At 34.2% G+C, this 18113-nt stretch carries 31 protein-coding genes, 1 other RNA gene and 1 pseudogene; 10 read left to right on the top strand and 23 right to left on the bottom strand.

Going from position 1 to position 18113, the window contains the following annotated elements:
- The first annotated feature begins 243 nt into the window (after positions 1-243).
- Positions 244-453, top strand: coding sequence for a hypothetical protein (locus AB6B24_RS11755; protein WP_058223120.1), 210 nt, complete (start codon positions 244-246; stop codon positions 451-453).
- 45 nt (positions 454-498) lie between these two features.
- Here the strand turns inward: AB6B24_RS11755 and AB6B24_RS11750 are convergent.
- The 16 genes and pseudogenes from AB6B24_RS11750 to AB6B24_RS11675 all read right to left on the bottom strand — a co-directional run.
- Positions 499-819: pseudogene (locus AB6B24_RS11750) on the bottom strand (DNA methyltransferase); the annotation flags it as partial.
- A complete protein-coding gene (locus AB6B24_RS11745; protein WP_369164757.1) occupies positions 816-1154 on the bottom strand; it encodes a hypothetical protein in 339 nt (112 codons plus the stop codon). The gene AB6B24_RS11745 and the pseudogene AB6B24_RS11750, both read right to left, overlap by 4 nt.
- Positions 1135-1431, bottom strand: coding sequence for a hypothetical protein (locus AB6B24_RS11740; protein ID WP_369164756.1), 297 nt, complete (start codon positions 1429-1431; stop codon positions 1135-1137). The genes AB6B24_RS11745 and AB6B24_RS11740 overlap by 20 nt, the downstream gene beginning before the upstream one ends.
- Positions 1432-1433: 2 nt before the next feature.
- Positions 1434-1853, bottom strand: a complete 420-nt coding sequence (gene dut / locus AB6B24_RS11735) for a dUTP diphosphatase (protein WP_369164755.1) — start codon at positions 1851-1853, stop codon at positions 1434-1436.
- Positions 1850-1996: a hypothetical protein gene (locus AB6B24_RS11730; protein ID WP_369164754.1), complete on the bottom strand. Its 147-nt coding sequence runs from the start codon at positions 1994-1996 to the stop codon at positions 1850-1852. Before AB6B24_RS11730 ends, dut begins: the two co-directional genes overlap by 4 nt.
- On the bottom strand, positions 1989-2270 hold the full coding sequence (locus AB6B24_RS11725; protein WP_369164753.1) for a hypothetical protein: 282 nt from the start codon (positions 2268-2270) through the stop codon (positions 1989-1991). The genes AB6B24_RS11730 and AB6B24_RS11725 overlap by 8 nt, the downstream gene beginning before the upstream one ends.
- 10 nt (positions 2271-2280) lie before the next feature.
- Entirely contained in the window at positions 2281-2850 is a 570-nt protein-coding gene (locus AB6B24_RS11720) for a DUF658 family protein (RefSeq protein ID WP_369164752.1), read from the bottom strand.
- Positions 2831-3019, bottom strand: a complete 189-nt coding sequence (locus AB6B24_RS11715) for a DUF1497 domain-containing protein (protein ID WP_369164750.1) — start codon at positions 3017-3019, stop codon at positions 2831-2833. The genes AB6B24_RS11720 and AB6B24_RS11715 overlap by 20 nt, the downstream gene beginning before the upstream one ends.
- Positions 3020-3127: 108 nt before the next feature.
- On the bottom strand, positions 3128-3538 hold the full coding sequence (locus AB6B24_RS11710) for a hypothetical protein (RefSeq protein ID WP_369164748.1): 411 nt from the start codon (positions 3536-3538) through the stop codon (positions 3128-3130).
- The gene (locus tag AB6B24_RS11705) at positions 3535-4260 is read right to left on the bottom strand and encodes a hypothetical protein (RefSeq protein WP_369164747.1); all 726 of its coding nucleotides are present in this window, start codon (positions 4258-4260) and stop codon (positions 3535-3537) included. The genes AB6B24_RS11710 and AB6B24_RS11705 overlap by 4 nt, the downstream gene beginning before the upstream one ends.
- Positions 4260-5042 (bottom strand): phage replisome organiser protein, encoded by a 783-nt coding sequence (locus AB6B24_RS11700; protein ID WP_023189114.1) that lies wholly within the window; start codon positions 5040-5042, stop codon positions 4260-4262. The genes AB6B24_RS11705 and AB6B24_RS11700 overlap by 1 nt, the downstream gene beginning before the upstream one ends.
- Before the next feature lie 124 nt (positions 5043-5166).
- Complete coding sequence (ssb, locus tag AB6B24_RS11695) at positions 5167-5619, bottom strand: single-stranded DNA-binding protein (RefSeq protein ID WP_369164745.1); 453 nt, start codon at positions 5617-5619, stop codon at positions 5167-5169.
- Entirely contained in the window at positions 5619-6242 is a 624-nt protein-coding gene (locus tag AB6B24_RS11690) for a DUF1071 domain-containing protein (protein WP_369164743.1), read from the bottom strand. Before AB6B24_RS11690 ends, ssb begins: the two co-directional genes overlap by 1 nt.
- Positions 6243-6250: 8 nt before the next feature.
- Positions 6251-6646: a hypothetical protein gene (locus AB6B24_RS11685; RefSeq protein ID WP_369164742.1), complete on the bottom strand. Its 396-nt coding sequence runs from the start codon at positions 6644-6646 to the stop codon at positions 6251-6253.
- Positions 6647-6751: 105 nt separating this feature from the next.
- A complete protein-coding gene (locus tag AB6B24_RS11680) occupies positions 6752-7000 on the bottom strand; it encodes a hypothetical protein (RefSeq protein ID WP_369164740.1) in 249 nt (82 codons plus the stop codon).
- Positions 7001-7002: 2 nt separating this feature from the next.
- A complete protein-coding gene (locus AB6B24_RS11675) occupies positions 7003-7203 on the bottom strand; it encodes a helix-turn-helix domain-containing protein (protein WP_369164738.1) in 201 nt (66 codons plus the stop codon).
- A gap of 154 nt (positions 7204-7357) precedes the next feature.
- Here AB6B24_RS11675 and AB6B24_RS11670 point away from each other — a divergent pair, with 154 nt between their 5' ends.
- Positions 7358-7630 (top strand): DUF3892 domain-containing protein, encoded by a 273-nt coding sequence (locus AB6B24_RS11670; protein WP_104141570.1) that lies wholly within the window; start codon positions 7358-7360, stop codon positions 7628-7630.
- Between the two features lie 29 nt (positions 7631-7659).
- Here the strand turns inward: AB6B24_RS11670 and AB6B24_RS11665 are convergent, their stop codons facing one another.
- From AB6B24_RS11665 to AB6B24_RS11650, 4 genes are all read right to left on the bottom strand, one after another.
- Positions 7660-7851 (bottom strand): hypothetical protein, encoded by a 192-nt coding sequence (locus tag AB6B24_RS11665; RefSeq protein WP_104141569.1) that lies wholly within the window; start codon positions 7849-7851, stop codon positions 7660-7662.
- 68 nt (positions 7852-7919) lie between these two features.
- Positions 7920-8210 carry a hypothetical protein gene (locus tag AB6B24_RS11660; RefSeq protein ID WP_010905965.1) on the bottom strand — a complete coding sequence of 97 codons (291 nt, stop codon included), beginning with the start codon at positions 8208-8210 and terminating at the stop codon, positions 7920-7922.
- A 12-nt stretch (positions 8211-8222) separates the two neighbouring features.
- On the bottom strand, positions 8223-8939 hold the full coding sequence (locus AB6B24_RS11655; RefSeq protein WP_369164735.1) for an ORF6C domain-containing protein: 717 nt from the start codon (positions 8937-8939) through the stop codon (positions 8223-8225).
- A gap of 14 nt (positions 8940-8953) precedes the next feature.
- Positions 8954-9184: a hypothetical protein gene (locus tag AB6B24_RS11650; protein WP_011676017.1), complete on the bottom strand. Its 231-nt coding sequence runs from the start codon at positions 9182-9184 to the stop codon at positions 8954-8956.
- A 280-nt stretch (positions 9185-9464) separates the two neighbouring features.
- Between AB6B24_RS11650 and AB6B24_RS11645 the strand changes: the two genes are divergently transcribed.
- The 5 genes from AB6B24_RS11645 (at position 9465) to AB6B24_RS11625 (ending at position 13487) form a co-directional block, all read left to right on the top strand.
- On the top strand, positions 9465-9809 hold the full coding sequence (locus tag AB6B24_RS11645) for a helix-turn-helix domain-containing protein (protein WP_319637503.1): 345 nt from the start codon (positions 9465-9467) through the stop codon (positions 9807-9809).
- Between the two features lie 9 nt (positions 9810-9818).
- Positions 9819-10253, top strand: coding sequence for a hypothetical protein (locus AB6B24_RS11640; RefSeq protein ID WP_369164731.1), 435 nt, complete (start codon positions 9819-9821; stop codon positions 10251-10253).
- An 80-nt stretch (positions 10254-10333) separates the two neighbouring features.
- The gene (locus AB6B24_RS11635; protein ID WP_023188960.1) at positions 10334-11389 is read left to right on the top strand and encodes a type I restriction endonuclease; all 1056 of its coding nucleotides are present in this window, start codon (positions 10334-10336) and stop codon (positions 11387-11389) included.
- Positions 11390-11482: 93 nt separating this feature from the next.
- Positions 11483-12286 (top strand): Ltp family lipoprotein, encoded by an 804-nt coding sequence (locus tag AB6B24_RS11630; protein ID WP_369164730.1) that lies wholly within the window; start codon positions 11483-11485, stop codon positions 12284-12286.
- 121 nt (positions 12287-12407) lie between these two features.
- On the top strand, positions 12408-13487 hold the full coding sequence (locus tag AB6B24_RS11625) for a tyrosine-type recombinase/integrase (protein WP_369164728.1): 1080 nt from the start codon (positions 12408-12410) through the stop codon (positions 13485-13487).
- Between the two features lie 148 nt (positions 13488-13635).
- On the opposite strand, the gene ssrA is transcribed toward AB6B24_RS11625, so the two are convergent.
- Together ssrA and AB6B24_RS11615 are read right to left on the bottom strand one after the other, a co-directional pair.
- Positions 13636-13994: a transfer-messenger RNA gene (ssrA, locus tag AB6B24_RS11620) on the bottom strand.
- Between the two features lie 197 nt (positions 13995-14191).
- Complete coding sequence (locus AB6B24_RS11615; RefSeq protein ID WP_003130477.1) at positions 14192-14527, bottom strand: putative DNA-binding protein; 336 nt, start codon at positions 14525-14527, stop codon at positions 14192-14194.
- A gap of 183 nt (positions 14528-14710) precedes the next feature.
- On the opposite strand from AB6B24_RS11615, the gene AB6B24_RS11610 reads away from it, so the two are divergent.
- The 3 genes from AB6B24_RS11610 (at position 14711) to AB6B24_RS11600 (ending at position 17504) form a co-directional block, all read left to right on the top strand.
- Entirely contained in the window at positions 14711-15421 is a 711-nt protein-coding gene (locus AB6B24_RS11610; RefSeq protein ID WP_012898054.1) for a response regulator transcription factor, read from the top strand.
- A complete protein-coding gene (locus AB6B24_RS11605; protein ID WP_017864667.1) occupies positions 15411-16964 on the top strand; it encodes a cell wall metabolism sensor histidine kinase WalK in 1554 nt (517 codons plus the stop codon). Before AB6B24_RS11610 ends, AB6B24_RS11605 begins: the two co-directional genes overlap by 11 nt.
- Positions 16965-17063: 99 nt before the next feature.
- The gene (locus AB6B24_RS11600; protein ID WP_017864668.1) at positions 17064-17504 is read left to right on the top strand and encodes a DUF4395 domain-containing protein; all 441 of its coding nucleotides are present in this window, start codon (positions 17064-17066) and stop codon (positions 17502-17504) included.
- Between the two features lie 7 nt (positions 17505-17511).
- On the opposite strand, the gene AB6B24_RS11595 is transcribed toward AB6B24_RS11600, so the two are convergent.
- Positions 17512-18113 (bottom strand): GntR family transcriptional regulator (locus AB6B24_RS11595; protein WP_369164725.1); only part of this gene is annotated, 602 nt, incomplete at its 5' end.

Genomic DNA, 18113 nt, shown 5'->3' with positions numbered 1-18113 from the left:
ACATATAACTCGAGCCTGGTCAGTTCGGGTTTTTATATTTTGGTATAAATTGTTGCCCTGTGTGCTATAATGTTAATGACCAAAAATAAACTTCGCAACATTGTCAGTAAATCGCTCAAGCTTGGTCAGCTTGGGCTTTTTTATATTTCCTTTTATTTAAATCATATTGCTTGTACTTGGTTAGCAATAGTTTTAAAATAAAATTGTACAACCAATACAAACTATTTGAAGGAGGACTAACTCATGAGCTATGTCGTAGATAAAAGTGGTGACTTCAGTGATTATCATGAAGTACACAAGGGAACTTGCCCTAATCGCCCAAAAGTTAATGATTCATATCTTATTGATGGGGATTTTGAAAATGATATCGAAGCAATGGAATACACTCGTAGAACTTATCCATCACTTCAAATTAGGCCGTGTTCATCTTGCATGGACATATCATCACGTTAATTTTTGTTAATCCCCCGAAGCCCTTATCTTTGATTTGGGCTTTTTTTGTGGTTCAAATAAACTATCTGATAAATCTTCTCGTTTCCAACATGCATTACCATTTTTCAATGCACTTGCTACGCTCCAACTCTCACAAGGTGGACTAGCAATGATTAAATCAGGATGTGGCAATTTATCCAAAGTTTCAAAGAGTTGGTTATTACCAAACAATCTCGAATAGTCAGCAAGATTAAGATTAATAAAGTGACTATTTTTATTTTCAATATCTAATCCTATTGAATAGATTTCTATTTCTTCAATTTCATCGGCTGACCGTTTGTAGCATCCGTTCCCACTATCAAACAGCGCCCAAACCACTTTATTCATCCCTCCACCACTTTCACTAAAGTTACACCGATGGCTTTGCCTGCGAGGTAGGCATCTTTTATATAGCAATTAGGTGTTTTGCTAAACCATTCAATAAGCCCATTTTCTTGAATCCACCAATCCTCATGCCCTAAACTTTCAAAATCAGTCTTGATAAATTTATCTAGTTTATCCGCAATGCTTTTTGGAATCGTGAGCTGGGGTTGTTGCTGTTCCTTTAATTCATCATCAAGTACAGCAAATAGGTGATGCTTAAAAGTAAATGAATTGTTACCTTGACTGCTGTGTTCTTTGTCTGCTTTATCCCATAAATCATCAAAAACTTCTCTTTTCATCATCCCCTCCAATCGCTGCGAGTGCATCAATGGCAATCTGTGCATCTTCTGTTGGTAAAAATTTAGGTATTTCTCCACTGCTAAAATATTCCCTACTCGAAGATATTTCTGTCAGTGCCTTTTTCGCAGTGTTAAGCTGTTCTTGGAGTTTTTCAACCGAAAGTTTGTCAGTGTGAGCTGAAAGAGCTAGCTTTTCAAGCTTGTCAAATTCTTCCATAGGCATTGTGACAGTCAAAGATTTGCTTTTATCAAAATTACCAATTAACTTATCTGTCATTTTTACACCTCCCCAGTTGAGCCAAATCCGCCTGTACGCTCTCCATTTGCGTTGTCATCGTCTGTTGTAAGGTATTTGACAAATAGCCCTTGCATAATTCGTTGACCTTTAGAAATCGTTACAGGCTCTTTTGAGATGTTCATAAATAAGCCTTTGAATTCATTAGGATAATAATCTGAATCGATAATTCCTACTGAATTAATCAATGCAATGCCACGCTTAACTGGATTACTTGAACGGTCGTATAATTTCAGGACTTCATCATGTCCAAGTTGAACAGCTAGACCTGTACTTACCATTTTTATTTCATCAGGTTGAATCGTAACTGTTTCGCTTGCTGAAATATCATATCCTGCGCTATGTTTTGTTGCTCGTTCTGGAAGTGTCGCATTTTCGTTTAGTTTTTTAAATTCTCTTGTCATTTTTTCTCCTCATTTTTCTTATCACAATATTTTTGTGCTGCTTCACGAGTTTCAAAAATTCTGCGTGTTCCGTTGGCATCGCTACGTCTAACGGCTCCAAATCTACCGTTTACTTCTGCTTGGACGACCCATTCCTTAGTCATTTTTCGTGTCCTCCTCGAAAATAGTGCTACATATTTTTTCTACTTCTTTATCAAAGAAAATTTTTGAATTGGCATAAAATCTATCGTTCCAAAGTTGCTCAAAAAGTAGTTCTTTTACTTTTGCTTTTGCGTACTCTTGAGCAGCTTTCTTTGTGTATAATAAATCTCCATCTTTTAAGTCGCAAAACTGGTTGAGGTTTGCCTGTACTGTACTCCAAGCTGGCTCTTTAACCAAAATAACTTCCCCTACTGCTTCAATCTCACTTAGTTTCATCTAGCTGCTCCTATAATCCTAATTCGTCTTTTCTTGAGTTTTCGATTGCCATTTGTGCTCTGATATTTCTTCGCAATCTACGCTCTTCTTTTGTTTCGTGCTTTCTTCGTTCTTTTTCTTTTGTTTCAATAAGTTCTTCTTCTGATGAGATTGAAAGCAATGGGAATCTTTTTCTAGTTTCTGCTTCATTTAAAACCGCATGTTTTCTTGTTTTTCTGTAATCAAAAGCGTGCTTACCAACTTGGATATATGAATATACGTTATTTGTGCTAATATTTAAAAACTGGGAAATTTCTCGAGCAGTTCCTGTCATTATGAATTCTCCTTTGTCATAATAATCATAAACAGAAGCTGGAAGTTTGCGCCCTTCTTTTTTCTTTTGTTCCATAAGCTCTTTTGTTTTTTCTTTATTTAAAATAGCGTGCTTATATTCAGGGTTAGCTTTTTTAGGGTCTTTCCCATTCTTTATCCACAAGGATATAGAGTTGCGGGAAAGGTCAAAGTAATCAGCTATCTCGTCAATTGTTCCAGTTACTTGTTTTTCGCCTTCAATATAAGCATCAAAGACTTTTACTACCATTTTTTCCTCCTAATTTTTTAATTCTTTCGTGAAACTCAGCCTGCATTTCTTGATTAAATTTGCTTTGACCATCAAGTTCAAATTCTTTTTTAGTTTGCTCACTCGATATATTTTGACTAGCAAGCTTGCTGATTCTCCTAGCTTCATTTCTTGTGTCGTAATATCCCATATTTAGAACCTCATATTTTAGCTTCTAAGTGCTTTTAGATTGTTCGTGATAAATTATCCATGAAATGGTTTAAGCGCTCAATGTAACCGTAATTTTCATGATTAAATGCTATTCTGTCAGTTCTTTCACTACTAACTCAACTTTCCACATCTTTGTATCTCCAGAAAGGCCGCCATGCTCAAAACTTGTTCTGCGAATAACGTTGTAATTATCATCATTCCAAATTCCAGCATCTGTCAGTCCATCGATTAATGCTTTAGAAGTTGGTTCATAATTTGGTGGATCATATTTAAAGCGTTTGGGCGGATAAATTACGACAAATACATCGCAACGGTGCTTCTCATGGAATTGCTCAAATACTTCATCTGACTGGTCTAGATATTCATGAGCTGTTCGGCATGCAATCCGTCTTAAACGCTGTTTAGTGTTATTGGCAGCAATTCTTGAACCATAAGTTGTTCCTTTGTTATCATTCTCATTTATCATTTCTTTTCTGAGAAAGTTAAATTCAAACTTCATCTTTGGTGTCCTGTACTTGAGAAATTCATTACTTGCGCATTATTGAGTTTAAATTTCAATCTTGCTGGCAATTGTTCAAGCCTTTCATCACTTTCTGGAATTGTTAATATAATAATTGAGCAGTTATCACTTGCGCTTAATAAAGGGGTCAATGCTTTTTCAGCTTGATTTGCTGTAAAATCTGCCAATGAATCGAAAATAAGAATTTCTGCTTCTTCAATATCATGTAATATTTTCAAATATTTTTCTCTTGCTTCATCACTAGAAAATCTATTTTCAGCAATCTGTATGTACTTTCTGACTTTTAAGCGTTTTACTTTTTTCTGTCTGCCAACATTGGTAACAATCCACTTGACCATGTTGTCACAAGATACGACACTTAATTCATCAGCGAAATCATATTTAACAATGACATTTTTAGTCAAATCAATACCTTTTTTAGCTTTGAATTCTCCTAAGAAATCATTGACAGATTTAGTAGCAACTGTCTTTATTCCTTCAGCATGGCACATTGGACAAACTCTTACATCATATAAGTAAGGTTCTCCAATCACTTCGCCTTTTTCATTCTTAGGATATGAAAGCACAGGTTTCTTAGAACCGATAATCTTGCAACCATGAACTTCACAAGCTCCAAGTTCCCCACCTTCTTGATAGTTTTTTAAAACATCAGTTGCTTTAATAGCAAACTCTCCGTCATCTCTCCATGTATCAAAAGCCATTAGATAAGACCCCCGAGAGTTTCTTTTTTAACTTTTACTTTTTGCTGGAATGATTTGAAAGTTGCACTTTCTAAAAACGCATAGGAATTTATACTAAATTTTTTAGTTTTATCTTCTGGATTTTCTTGTTTGTACCATTCAAAGTAATTTTTAGCTCCGATTACTGCTTGTTTCTTTTCTTCTGATGAGAGTTTCATGAATTCAACTTGTGCCATTGCTCTTTTTGCAATATTTTTACTAGAGAATTCAATAAACGAATCAAGATATTCAGAAAGAAGTGAGTTTATATCTTCTCCTGAACTTTTTTCTTGGAAAGCATTTGGTTGCGAAGCGTCTATACTATCCTTACCTATACTATCCTTACCTAACCTAACCTCTCCTATCCTATCCTGTGCGGACATTTGGTTGTCATTTGGTTGGGGAATGGTTGACACTTGGTTGCCAAGTAGATAAGACCCTTTGCTATCAAGAGATAACAGTGTTTTTTCTTCTGTATATATCGTTGGTTTTTGTCTATCTTTTCTTATTTTGTTGTTCAAATTCCAATCTTTAACAACTGTGACTCCACTCGGAAATGCAATAATAAATCCTTTGGCTTCCAAAAGTTTCAAATCATCATTATTTGAACCGTATGCTCTGCTTAACATTTTTGCATTACCAATAAATCCTTCATCATCAGCTTCCATTCCTAAATGAAAGTATAAAAGTTGACTTGATGATGGCATATCAACGAATAAATCACTCGTTGTTACTTCTTTGCTGAACATTCTTCTTTGTGCCACGAATACTCCTTTCTTCTATATTTATTTCAAGTTTTATTTTTCAAATTAAAGGCTGGGGGATGTTGCGCATTGCCTATACCCTCGAATTTAAGCATTTGTTACGCACGCTGCACCTGGTTGTTAATTAGAATGGTAGTTGGTCGTCTGAAATTTCAGTACCACCAGCAAATGGATCAGCAGCAGGAGCTTTAAAAGGGTCTGGTGCTTGTGGCTTTTTATTTTGAGCTTGCGGTTTACTTGCTTGCTGACCTTGTGCTTTATTGCTTTCTAGCATTTGGAAATTATCTGCTACAACTTCTGTCACATAAACCTTTTGTCCCTGTTGGTTCTCGTAGTTCCTTGTTTGAATCCGTCCAGTTATTCCAATCAAAGAACCTTTTTTAGCAAAGTTTGCTAAATTTTCTGCTTGTTGACGCCAAATAACACAATTAATGAAGTCAGCTTCTCGCTCTCCGTTTGCGTTTTTAAACTGACGATTGACAGCTAACCCAAATGTAGCTACTGCTTGGTTCTGTGGTGTATACCTAAGTTCAGGGTCACGAGTTAAGCGACCTACTAATACAACGTTGTTAATCATTATTTACTCCAATCTATATATGCTTTCATCATTTCAGCAACTTCATGTTCTGATTTTGTTTTCAAAAATTCATCAACATTAGGTTTGTTTTCTGGATGCTGTTCTAAATATTTCTCAATTAAATCAGCATCGCTTAATTGAGGTTGTGGGGGTTCTTCTGGTAAATCTTCTCCAGCATAGATATATAACCCCAATCCAAACATTGCTATATTTTTTACCAAACAACGCATGATTGTTTTATTTACATCAAACATTGAAGCTTGTTCAACTGATTTTTCGCCATTATATTTTGTCATATATTTATAAGGCTTATCTTTCATAGCTTTGTTTGCTCCATCCATGACAGGAAGCCACATTTCATGAGTAACATCTTCAACGGTTACTGATGTAAAAACCATAAAACCAGTAGTGCTATCATACATATATGGAAGCTCATTTCCATCTTTTGAAACAAACTTCTTAATTTCATAAGTCGCTTTTGGAAATTTCTTTTTAAATTCAGACCAGGCCCAAGTCCAGCTAAGATAACTTAGCTCATTTTTACCCGATTTCTTTTTTTCGACTTTGTCACTGACATCTATTGAATTTAACAGTTCAAAAACTGACTTCTCTTTATCTGCCATAATTCACCTCACGCATCCCATTTAAGAGGTGCTTTCTTATCTTTATAAACAATGGACTGCTCAAGCTCTTGTTCTATTCCATCTCCAAACTTGCTCTTTAGTTTAGTTAAAGTAATTGGCTCTACACAATCCCAACCATGAGCCTTAACTAAGTCATATTTCTGTTTATTAGTCATGGTTAAAACCTTTTGTTGTGCTGCTTTACCATAACTCAAACGATTAAATTGTTGACCTTCATCAAGCCGTTTTTTAACCTCAGTTTCGCCCTTTTTATAAAGGTCAGCTATAATCTTTGCCTGAGCTAAGAACTCTGTGAGTGTGATATTATCCATATCTTTTATAGCTGATGGATTCAAGTCAACCCTTTGTCCATCTGCATCTACTGGTATAAGTTGTAATTCCATAATGTTCTCCGTTTCTTATTTTTGTTGAAACGTGATATAATCTAGGTATAAAAATATATAAAGATGTATATCACGTCTTAGTCCGCATTCCTAGTGCGGGCTTTTTTATTTTGCTACGGTTAATTTTTGACGAAATTCATCATTCTTTCGACGAATAATTAATTCTGTTTCGGCTGATTCAAGTTTTAAATATGCTTCATCAAGCAATTGGTCTCTTGTATCAATCATTTGAGCTTGTGTTGCGATTGTGACCGTCATTTGATCTACCAGGTCCTTCAACTCTTTCATATCACGGACTACATTATTGTAATCAGCAAGAATTTCTTTTTCTTCTTCTGTTTTAAATGCGAACATTTTTAATGTCCTTTCTTTTTAAATTGATTTAAGTCAATATCAAGTACTTCAGCTATCTTAACGACTATCTCAAAGTTAGGTTTCTTAGATTTACCAAGTTTGATAGCAGATAAGGACTGCGTACTCACTCCCGACAATTTGGAAAGTCTGTATATTGACATGTTTTTTTCTTTAAGTTTTTCTTCAATGATTAACCACAACATCTTGTGTCTCCTTCTTAAATGTAATCGTTTTTAAACACTATATATAGTGAAACTGATTTGATTAACAATATATATTTTGATATAATGTTACTGAATAAAGGCCATTCAGCCGGACTATTATTCAAAAATCAAATAGAAAGTTGGTGCCTATATTATGGCAACATGCAAAATTACTCACATTCGTCTATCAGACGAATACCCCTCAACTACTGAAAAGATTACACATATTAAGCTTTCAGATGGTGACGTAGAAACTATTGCGCAAGCTGTTAGATATATCGATGATAAGCATGTTTATTACTATGTGAATTCATACGGTAACACTACAGAGGTAGAAACTGTTCATCCTTATGGTCGTAACCCTTATATTCGTACAAAAGCAAATTCAACAACTACTGATAACTTGCTTAGCCTTCCACGATTCTAAAACTTAGCCCATTGCTTATGTGATGGGTTTTATTTCTTCAACTGGGGCCCATCTTTTTCAGAAGGCTCATCAACTTCATATTTAAAAGTCACGAGTTGGTTCACTTTTCCTTTGGTTTCACTTGGCTCGTTGCTCAATGCATATTCAACGGGAGTCACTTCTCCGCTCAATGTACGTGCTAAAATTTCAGTAAGTTTTTGTTCAAATGTATTTGTTTTCATAAATTTCTCTTCTCTAGCGTAGTACCGCATTTAATTTTGTTGGGTTGACTATGTATGTGTAGGTCATCTTATTTACCTCGTCTTTGCAATTGCAAATTTCGTGGTTCTTTGAACCATTCAATAACTAAATCCCTTGACCATTTTGTCCCTGATTTACCGTAATTCATTTCAGCAAATTTCAAATGTTCTTTAAATGAAATAGCGAAGGTACTTTCATCCTTACAGCCAATCAGCTCCATAACTTGTTTTTGAGTTAAAGCAAGAGGGTACTTACCGTCATTGGAGATATAGTCGTGCATGGAATCTAAAACAATTCCTCTAACTGAATCTCTCAGCTTTTGAATCATTTCTTCAAACATGAGTGTTCCTTTCTAAGCTTCAAAATCAAAGCTAGTTTGTGAGTTCAATCCACGAATTTCAAGCGTTGTATTGAAAGATGGTTGCCACATATCAAGATATTCTGTTGCTTCGTCATAACGGCTCAATGGAATATCGCTATATTTCACAACATCAAAGCGATTGTTCAAATCTTTATAAAACTCTCTGAATACCTTAGCTCCTAATTTCTTATGAGCATTTGAATACTTACCGCCAGTAAACATATAAACTTTGCTTGCTACTTTCTTTTGCAAAATTTTAGCTTTATTTGACGGAAGCCCGAATCGGTCAGTCAAATCAAGAACTGAATTTTCGATTTGTTCGACTTTTTTGTTCAAGTTCACGTTTCCTTGAGCGAGTAATGCGATTTGTTGTTCTGGTGTTTGCGGTAAAAGCTGTTGTTTGAGCTCTTTTTCAACTTCAATGAAATATTGACGAGCTTGTTTTCCTTTTTCATTACGCTGAATCATGGAAATTTCTTTTGCCATGTCAAGTTTGAGAGCGTGATCTTGGATAGGACGCCCTCCTTGAGGTTTTTCACTTTTTTGTGATAAACCTATAAAATCAATGTTTTCAGCAAATCCATAGTCAACCATTCTTTCAAACCATTGCGTATAAGGTGTTGCTACTTCTAAAAATTTGTGTAGTTCACGACCGCTTACTACTTGGTCGTTATTTTCATTTTGTGTGATTTTAATTAATTGATTCATTTTTGAATCCTTTCTTAATCTAAGTCAAAGTATTTAATGAGAAATGTGATAAGCCATTTAACTGACTGAGTATACTTCCGATTTCCGTTTAATACAGAACTGATGTCTGATTTACGAAATTTATAAGGTGGTTCTTTGATGTTTTCATAAGCCCAAATAACATCTTTATTCCCTTTTCCCTCTTGTTCTAAATACTCAACTATTTTCTTTCGTTGAGAATCAAAACTTTGTTCTACTTCTGACATTTTTGTCCTCCTATCTCTAAAAAGTTAGATAAAAAGTTAGTTTTTTTGTAGTAAGCTCTTGACATACAACTACATTTCGTATAGAATAAAGGCATAGAGAAAAGCCTTAACTAAACATATAAAACTGCCGGGAAGCTTATTTATTGTGTTTGTGATTAAGTTATTTTTCTAACGTTTTTTCTAACTTTTTATCTTACAAGAATCATTATATACGTTTTTGTAGTTCTTGTCAAGGGTTAAAACTACGTTTTTGTAAATTTATTTATAGGAGACCTTTATAATGACTGATATGACTACATTTGATAGGATTAAAAAACTTGCAGAAAAAAGAGGGAAATCATTACCAGCTGTATCTGCAGATTTAGAATTTAGTGATAATTTATTTTATCGTTGGAAAACTTCAAACCCTAAAGCAAGTGATTTAGCTAAAGTAGCTGATTATTTCCATGTATCAGTTGACTATTTACTCGGGCGTGAAGAAATTGAACAGCCTCAGTTTTCTCCTGAACTTCTTGAAGCAATTGACAATGCAGAAGGTTATTCAGGTCAACCAATGGACGATCATGACAAAGAAATAATAAAAGGGCTTCTAGCTGGTTATTTTGCGGGCAAGAACAAAAAATAAGGAGTTTATATGGACTATCACGATATTTTGCGTGAAACAGGAATAGTCTTAATATGGGCTCCTGAATTGCACGATAAAGGTTTTTATGTTCCTTATGCCGAAGAGTGTCAATCGGAAAACGGAATTGTATTTGTTAGACTAGGTCTAAGTGAAGATGAAACTGAATGCGTAATATTACACGAATGCGGACATAAAATTAAAGGATGTACACTTTCTAAACTAAGTCCAAGTCAATTGCATATCATTAATGAAGCTAAGGCAAATAGATTCATGATACATTGTAAGGCTGTCGATTATTTAGAAGAAATCGACTATAACGCTTGCTACTATACTCCAGAACGATTTTTAACTAGATTTAAACTATCTGTAAAAGAATTTTATGATATGGCCTCTCAGGAGATGGAACAAATCGCTGCTGAGAATCAATCACAATTAATTTTATAGGACTTATGAGCAATGCCCAGAAACTCAATAAAAGCTAGGTAAATAATGTGCACCATCACTAAACTGGTAGGAGAAGTCTCATGGAAATAAACAAATTAAAAGATGCACTTAAGTCTCTTGGCACAAGAATTGAGACGCTTGCACCAAACATTACCAATGAGGAGCAAACAAAAAATGCCTTTATAATGCCTTTCTTTCAAACATTGGGATATGATGTATTTAACCCTCTTGAATTTGTCCCTGAGTTCACAGCAGATGTTGGTATTAAAAAAGGTGAAAAAGTAGATTACGCTATGGTAATTGATGGTGCACCACAAATTTTAATTGAATGTAAGTCTATTAATGAAAATTTAACAAATCATGATTCACAATTATTCCGATACTTTGGCACTACAAGCTCTAAATTTGGACTTTTAACAAATGGTAGAGAATATCGCTTTTATACAGATCTTGACGAACAAAACAAAATGGATTCTACTCCTTTTTTGACCATCGACCTCACAAATATTAAAGACAATCAATTTTTAGAATTAGCAAAATTTCATAAAGAAAATTTTGATGTAGATAAAATTACTTCTTCTGCTGCCGAGCTAAAGTATCTTAATAACTTGAAAAATTTCTTATCTGATAACTTAAACGACCCAACTGAAGGGTTTGTAGCTTATTTGGTATCACAAATATACGACGGAATAAAAACAAAGAGTACTCTTGAAAAATTTTCTCCAATCATTAAAAAAGGCTTCAACCAATTTATTACTGAAAGGGTAAATGAAAAACTTTCGGCAGCTTTGAATACAAGTGTAGAAACAAAGACAATTGATGAATCTGAGGAATTATCAGAAAATACTCCTAACGATGGAATCATTACGACTCCTGAAGAACTTGAAGCTTTCACCGTATTTAAAGTTGCTTCCAAAGACTTCATAGATCCTTCACGTTTATACTATCGTGATACAAAGAGTTATTTTGGAATTTTAATTGATGATAATAATAGAAAATGGGTTTTTAGATTTTATCAAAAAGCGACAAAAAACCTAATAGAAATTCGTGATGCTGGTACATTTGAGATAGATACCACCATTGATATCGCTTTATATCAAAACGAAATTAAGCAAGCTATAGAAAATCATAAATAAAATAAGTTTTTAAAATTTTTGATGCTTAATGCAAATATAAAAACGAGCAATGTCTTGATTCTCATAAAAAGCTAGATTAGGAACATAAACATTATGAAAAAAATAGCACTTATTGGAGTAACTATGCTTACTGCTATTTCATTAGCTGCATGTTCTCCGAGTAGTAATTCGGGGTCAAAGAATAGCGAAAAAAGCACAACCGAATCAAGTAATAAACCTACGCTTGAAATTCCTGAGTCTGTTGTCGCAGATAGTTCAAAAACTGCTGAAATTACTGGTAAAACAACACCAAATACCAAAGTACAAATTGGATATGGTATTATAGGTGACAAAGTGACTTCTGATAAAGAGGGCAATTTCACTCTAAAATATGAGATTGATGAAGCCAACGACCAAGATACAATTGAAGTAACTGCAAAAAATGATGGTGGTAAAACCACTAAAGAAATTACTATCAAACAGAACCCTGAAGTAATTAAGAAAAAAGAAGCCGATGCAAAAGCAAAAGCTGACGCAGAAGCTAAGGCTAAAGCCGATGCTGATGCTAAGGCAAAAGCCGAAGCTGATGCTAAGGCAAAAGAAGCCGCTACTCCTATTGAATATAAAAATGCTCTAAAAAAAGCACAATCTTATTCCAATATGATGCATATGTCTAAGGCGGGAATATACGACCAACTAACCTCCGATATGGGAGAAGGATTTTCAGCTGAAGCTGCTCAATACGCAGTAGATAACCTAAATGCAGATTACAATAAAAATGCTTTAGAAAAGGCAAAGTCTTATCAATCTCAAATGGCAATGTCAAAAGATTCTATTTATGATCAGCTCACTTCATCTTATGGTGAAAAATTCACTGCTGAGGAAGCACAATATGCAGTAAATAATCTTCCAGCATAAAATAAAAAATCCACCCAAACTTTGGACGGCTAGGGCGGATTTAAACTATAAAGTAGTACAAAAGCTTTTAACAAGCTTTTTACTATACCATTTTATCAGAAATGAGGTATAAAAAGCAACTTTGGAAATAAAAGCATATAAAAAGAAAAATGGCACTACTGCTTATAAATTTAAAGCATATATTGGGAAAAAGAATGGAAAAAGCCAGTATGCGGAAAAAAGTGGCTTTAAAACCAAAGCTGATGCCCGAGCTGCTTTGCATAATATCCAAGAAGAAATTGATAATCCTACGCCAAAAAGTGCTATGACGTTTAAAGAACTTTATGATGAATGGCTATTGGTTTATGAAAAGGAAGTACAGAACAGCACTTACTACAAAACTACTAGAGCATTTGAAAAACACGTATTACCCATCATAGGGAGTACTAAACTATCAGATTTTACGCCTATGGATCTACAAACTTTTAGAAATGATTTATCTGGGAAGCTTAAATTCGCTCGTAAACTATTCGGAATGGTTCGCAAGGTATTTAATCACGCTGCTCTACTAAGTTACATACAAGCCAATCCAGCCGCTCCTGTAACCTCTCAAGGAATTAAGAAAAAGGTTGAGGAAAAGAAAGATTTTTATGATACTGATGAGTTAAGAGATTTTATGGCTTTAGTAGAAAAAACGAATGATATTAAGAAAATAGCTTTATTTCGTATCCTTGCTTTTACTGGAATTCGTAAAGGTGAACTTCTCGCTCTTGAATGGAAAGATTATAGAAAATCAACTCTTGATATCAACAAAGCTATTTCTCATTCTCCTGTAGGATATGAAATACTTCCCCCTAAAGCTAATTCAAACAGATTGTTAAGCCTTGATGAAAAAACTTGTAAAATCCTTGATGAATTGCACCAAACCTATCCTGAATCCACACGAATTTTTGAATCCGAAAATGGAGGGATGCTATCACCTTCAAAACCTAGAAAATGGCTTTTAGAGATAACCAAAGAAAAAGAAATTGAACCAATCAGAATTCATGCATTTAGACATACTCACGCAAGCTTGCTTTTTGAATCTGGCATGAGTTTAAAACAAGTTCAATATCGCCTAGGGCATGCAGATTTAAAAACAACAATGAACATTTATACTCATATCACTAAATTTGCTAAAGATAAAATAGGGCAACAATTTTCCGATTATATTGATTTTTAACCAGTATTAATAAACTGGTTTTTTTATTTTTTCTCCCTCTTTTTCTCCCTCCCTTTTATCAGATTGTATCGTATCATATCGGATTACAAAAAATAAAAACCGCTCTGTTGAGCGATTTCTAATACTATGGGATTCTATAAAATCCATTCAATGGAGGCGAGGGGAGTCGAACCCCTGTCCAAACACCTTGCTACATCAACGTCTACAACCATAGGACTTTCTCAAATTTAACAAAATGCCAAAGCCAGTCTCAAACAGCGACATTTTGCGGGACTTTAAATCTCTTTTGCTGCGTCAAGCCTCCACAACAACGTATCTGACTAAAAGTTTAGGCCGTCAAATTGCCATCAGTGAGCAAAAATCAGGCACGCATGGTGCTGTTTAGGCTGCCATTGCGTAAGTTTGTGTATTATTTTTAGCAGTTATATTTATCTGCGGATGATTATCCTGATCCCTCAGCAGTTGCAGTTCATGCGCGACAATGCCTGTCGAATCCGTAACGCCCCCAAGTTTAAGGAGAGAGTTACTGATTATTCTGTCAGTAATTCTTTGAACCTTGAAGTCTAATTATAGCATATTTTAACTTTTCTGTCAGTAAAATTTCATTAAAGTATGTATTTTATATGAGAAAGGTGAGCTGACAGAATCCTTTATCATTTGATTCAAAGCTGTCAGTAATAAAAAAATTTCTGTCAGTAAATTCATTAAAATTCTTCTTCATCAATTTGTTGAATTTCTTGTAGTTTAGTGATTAAATATTGATCAGTAGAATATTTTTTCATTAGCTCTTCTAATAATTGATTACGAACCACATAATTACTAAAAAGATGTAATTTTTCTTCGTAGCTTTCAAGTACTTTTTCTGTTCTTTTTATATTGTCATAGACAGCTTGACGACTGATATTAAATTCTTCAGCAATCTCTGCCAAACTATAATCATCAGCATAATAAAGTTCAATGTAATTCATTTGTTTATCAGTCAAGAGTGTCGCATAAAACTCAAAAAGAGTATTCATTCGATTCGTTTTTTCGATTTCCATAAGCTCTATTATAACAAAATTTATATCATTTTTTATGTTTATTCATTATTTTCTAATTGATGATTTAAAATAATAAAATGTAATTTTTTTATCTTTATCAAAGTCTAAGTATCCATTATTTTTTTAGCTAAAAATAATAATTTATTCTATACAAAACTCCCTGTTTTCGTTATAATTAAAAGTATGAAAAAAATTTTAATTGCTGATGATGATCGGGCAATTTTGACCCTTTTATCTTATAATTTTCGGCAAAATGATTACGAAGTAACTATTGTATCAGACGGGAAAAAAGCTTATGACAAAGCTCGTAAAAATCCCTTTGATTTACTTCTACTTGATTTAATGATGCCCGAATATTCCGGAATTGAAGTCACCCAAAAACTTCGTAAAGAAGGTAATTTTACACCAATTTTAATTTTAACTGCTCGAGATGATGATGAAATGAAACTGACAGGGCTGTCAGCAGGTTCTGATGAGTATTTAGATAAAACGACTCCAATGAAAGAAATCATTGTCAGAGCCGATGCGCTCATTCGCAGAAATCAAATGTATAACCAAGCGCCCTCCGAAACTGTCAGTGAAGCTTTAGATGAAAGTCCTTCATCATTAGTTACTGACAGATTGGTCATTGATTTTATAAAAAAAGAAGTCACTTTTGACGAAAAAGTTTTAGATTTAACCAAACGAGAATTTGAAATCCTTGAACTCTTAGCTAAAAGAGAGGGGAAAATTGTCAGTCGTGAAGAACTCCTACAACATTTTTGGGGAATTTCAGACACTGCTGAAACCCGCACCATTGATGTGCTCATTTCTAAAATTCGTAAAAAATTAAATAATCATTATATCAAAACAAAACGAGGATTCGGATACTATTTTGAAGAAAATGAAACTTAAACACATCATGCTTATGACGGTCCTATATATTATTGCGACCTTAAGTTTGGTGATTCTATCGAACCAAAATATCTTAGAAAATGATACAAATCGAGTATTAAAAACAATAGATAAAATACAACTCTTTTTAGAAAAACATCCTGATAATCCTCTGCCAGATAATTTTGAACATCTTCCAAAGAATACAGTGAATTCGGATACTAAAAAAATTAAAAAGGGTGCGACTTACGCACGTAGTTTAGATTCTCAAGAAATAACCGTGACCAGTCCCATATTTAGCGAGGGTCAAATTAACGGTTATCTAAAGGTTACAGAAAATCGTACCTCTACTTTCTTTACAGATTTTGCCATTATCATTTTTGCAATTTTATTTTACTTGGCTGTCGCCATCCAAGTTTTACGTTCTGCTCAGAGAGCTTATGTTTTTCGAGAAAATACCGTTGCTAAAATTAAAAATATCGAGCGCAGCCCATTAACTCAAAGCTATTTGATGAATGAGAACGACGATAAAATTACAACTGAGCTCAATAAATTGGGCGAAAAAATTCAGAAACAAGCGCTCTCTCATACTGAAAAGAAAGAAAATCTCTACGAATTTATTGAATTTTTCCAATTTCCGATTTTCATTTATAATAATAAAGGAAAAATCCGTCGGACCAATGCTTCTTTCAAAAATGAATTTTCAGATACTGAAAATCTAGATATTTTCAGCCCCTATGCTGATTTCTTAAATTTTCTTGTTGATAAAATTTTACATCCTGATATTCAAGAAAAACTTTTCTATTTTGAAAAACTTGGGGCTTATTATCAAGTCCGTATCACTCCTTTACCTGATTTGGATAGTCGATTTATGGTGACTATGATGGATGTTAGCTCTTATCGTCGAACAGTGGATGCCCACAATGCTTTTATTGCTAACGTTTCTCATGAATTAAAAACTCCCCTTACTTCCATTAAAGGCTTCGCTGAACTTCTGGAAACAGATTCAATTTCAAGTTCTGACACAAAAAATTTCGCATCTATTATCAATAAGGAAAGTTCACGCCTGATGAATTTAGTTCAGGATACACTGCTTTTGACCAAACAAAATCATCGAATTGATAAAAAGAAAATTAATCTTACAGCTTTGATACAAAATATTCTCCAAAGCTCAGGACCACAAATTAATGAAAAATCACTTCATTTAGAATCTCAAATTGAAGAAATCACTTTTAAAACCAACGAACCAATGGTTCACAGCATTTTTGAGAATTTGATTGAAAATGCAATTAAATACACTCCAGCAAATGGACAAATTTTTGTCAGCTTACATCTTGAACAAAATAAAGTCATCTTCAGTGTAACTGACAATGGTCCTGGTCTTAGTGAAATTCAAAAAGAACGAATTTTCGACCGCTTCTACCGGGTTGATGAAAGTCGTGCAGAGGTTAGTGGAACAGGTTTAGGACTTGCTATCGTTGAGAAAAATGTTCAAGAGCTTCACGGAACAATTGACGTTGTATCCATTCTTGGAAAAGGGACAACTTTCACCGTCAATCTTTAATCGATGCCTTCAACAAATTTACTTATCAAATTAAAAAAATCTTATAACCAAAACTCTCCAATTAAGATAAAATCAATTTATCAAGATTGGAGAGTTTTTATGGCTAAATATACATTTCAGGGCATTCCTCGCCCACTCGTTCGTACTAATCAAACTTTTATTGTTCTCAGCGTTATTTTGGCAGTTGTCACTCACTTCTATTGGATTCTCCTACTTCCTATTCTCGCTGGACTATCTGGCATTCTTTTCGAGAAAAATTTTATTATTTTAATCGCCAAAAGATTTCTAAAAAAGAAAACTTCAGAATACGTGCTCGAAGATAAATCAGACCTTCGCTTCAATCAAATTATCGCTACTGTTCTATTAAGTGCTAGTTTGATTTCCTCAATCACTAACCATCCTATCTTAGCAATAATCTTTGCAGCTTTTGTTTTTCTAGCCGCTTCTATTGCTTTAAGTGGTTTTTGTATAGGATGTTGGATTCATTTTCAACTTCGTCAGTACAAATATCGTCGGCAAGCAAAAAAAGGACTTCACTAAGTCCTTTTTATCTTTCCAAATAAAATTCAAAACGGTCACCAACATATTGAGATAAGACATATTCAAAAGCTGTACCATCTGTTAAATAAGAAACCTGAGTTAAGCCAAGAATAGCAGCTCCAACTCTTGTTTTTAAATACTCTGAAACCTCTGTACTGACTCTTTTAGCTGAAACAATCTGTTCACTACGACCAATCACATGTCCGTGACTTTCTAAAGTTTTAAAGAAGTTACTCGTAATTTCTTTTTTATCAAAAGATTTGACCAATTTGAAAGGAATACTTGCCACTTCATAACAAATTGGAACATTATCCGCATAACGAATCCGCTCCATTCGGATGATGGAATCCTTTTTGGTGATATTTAGTTTTTCACATTCAACCTCATTTGGCGCCGTTCTAATATAACTCAAAACTTCTGTTGAAGGAACTTTACCTTGTGAGCTGATAATTTCTGTAAAGGAAGTTGTTCCACGCATTTTCTCACGAACACGTCGGCTAGCAACGTAAGTTCCAGAACCCACACGACGGTCAAGAATTCCTTCATCAACCAAAGCTGTTACCGCTTGTCTTGCTGTCATTCGACTGACAGTAAAGCGCTCGGCCAAAT

Origin of the sequence: Lactococcus sp. AK05, from assembly GCF_041026685.1 — a bacterium.
GTDB classification, from domain to species: domain Bacteria; phylum Bacillota; class Bacilli; order Lactobacillales; family Streptococcaceae; genus Lactococcus; species Lactococcus lactis.
Note: the sequence above shows the minus strand (reverse complement) of the source record. Positions and strands in the feature narration are given on the sequence as shown.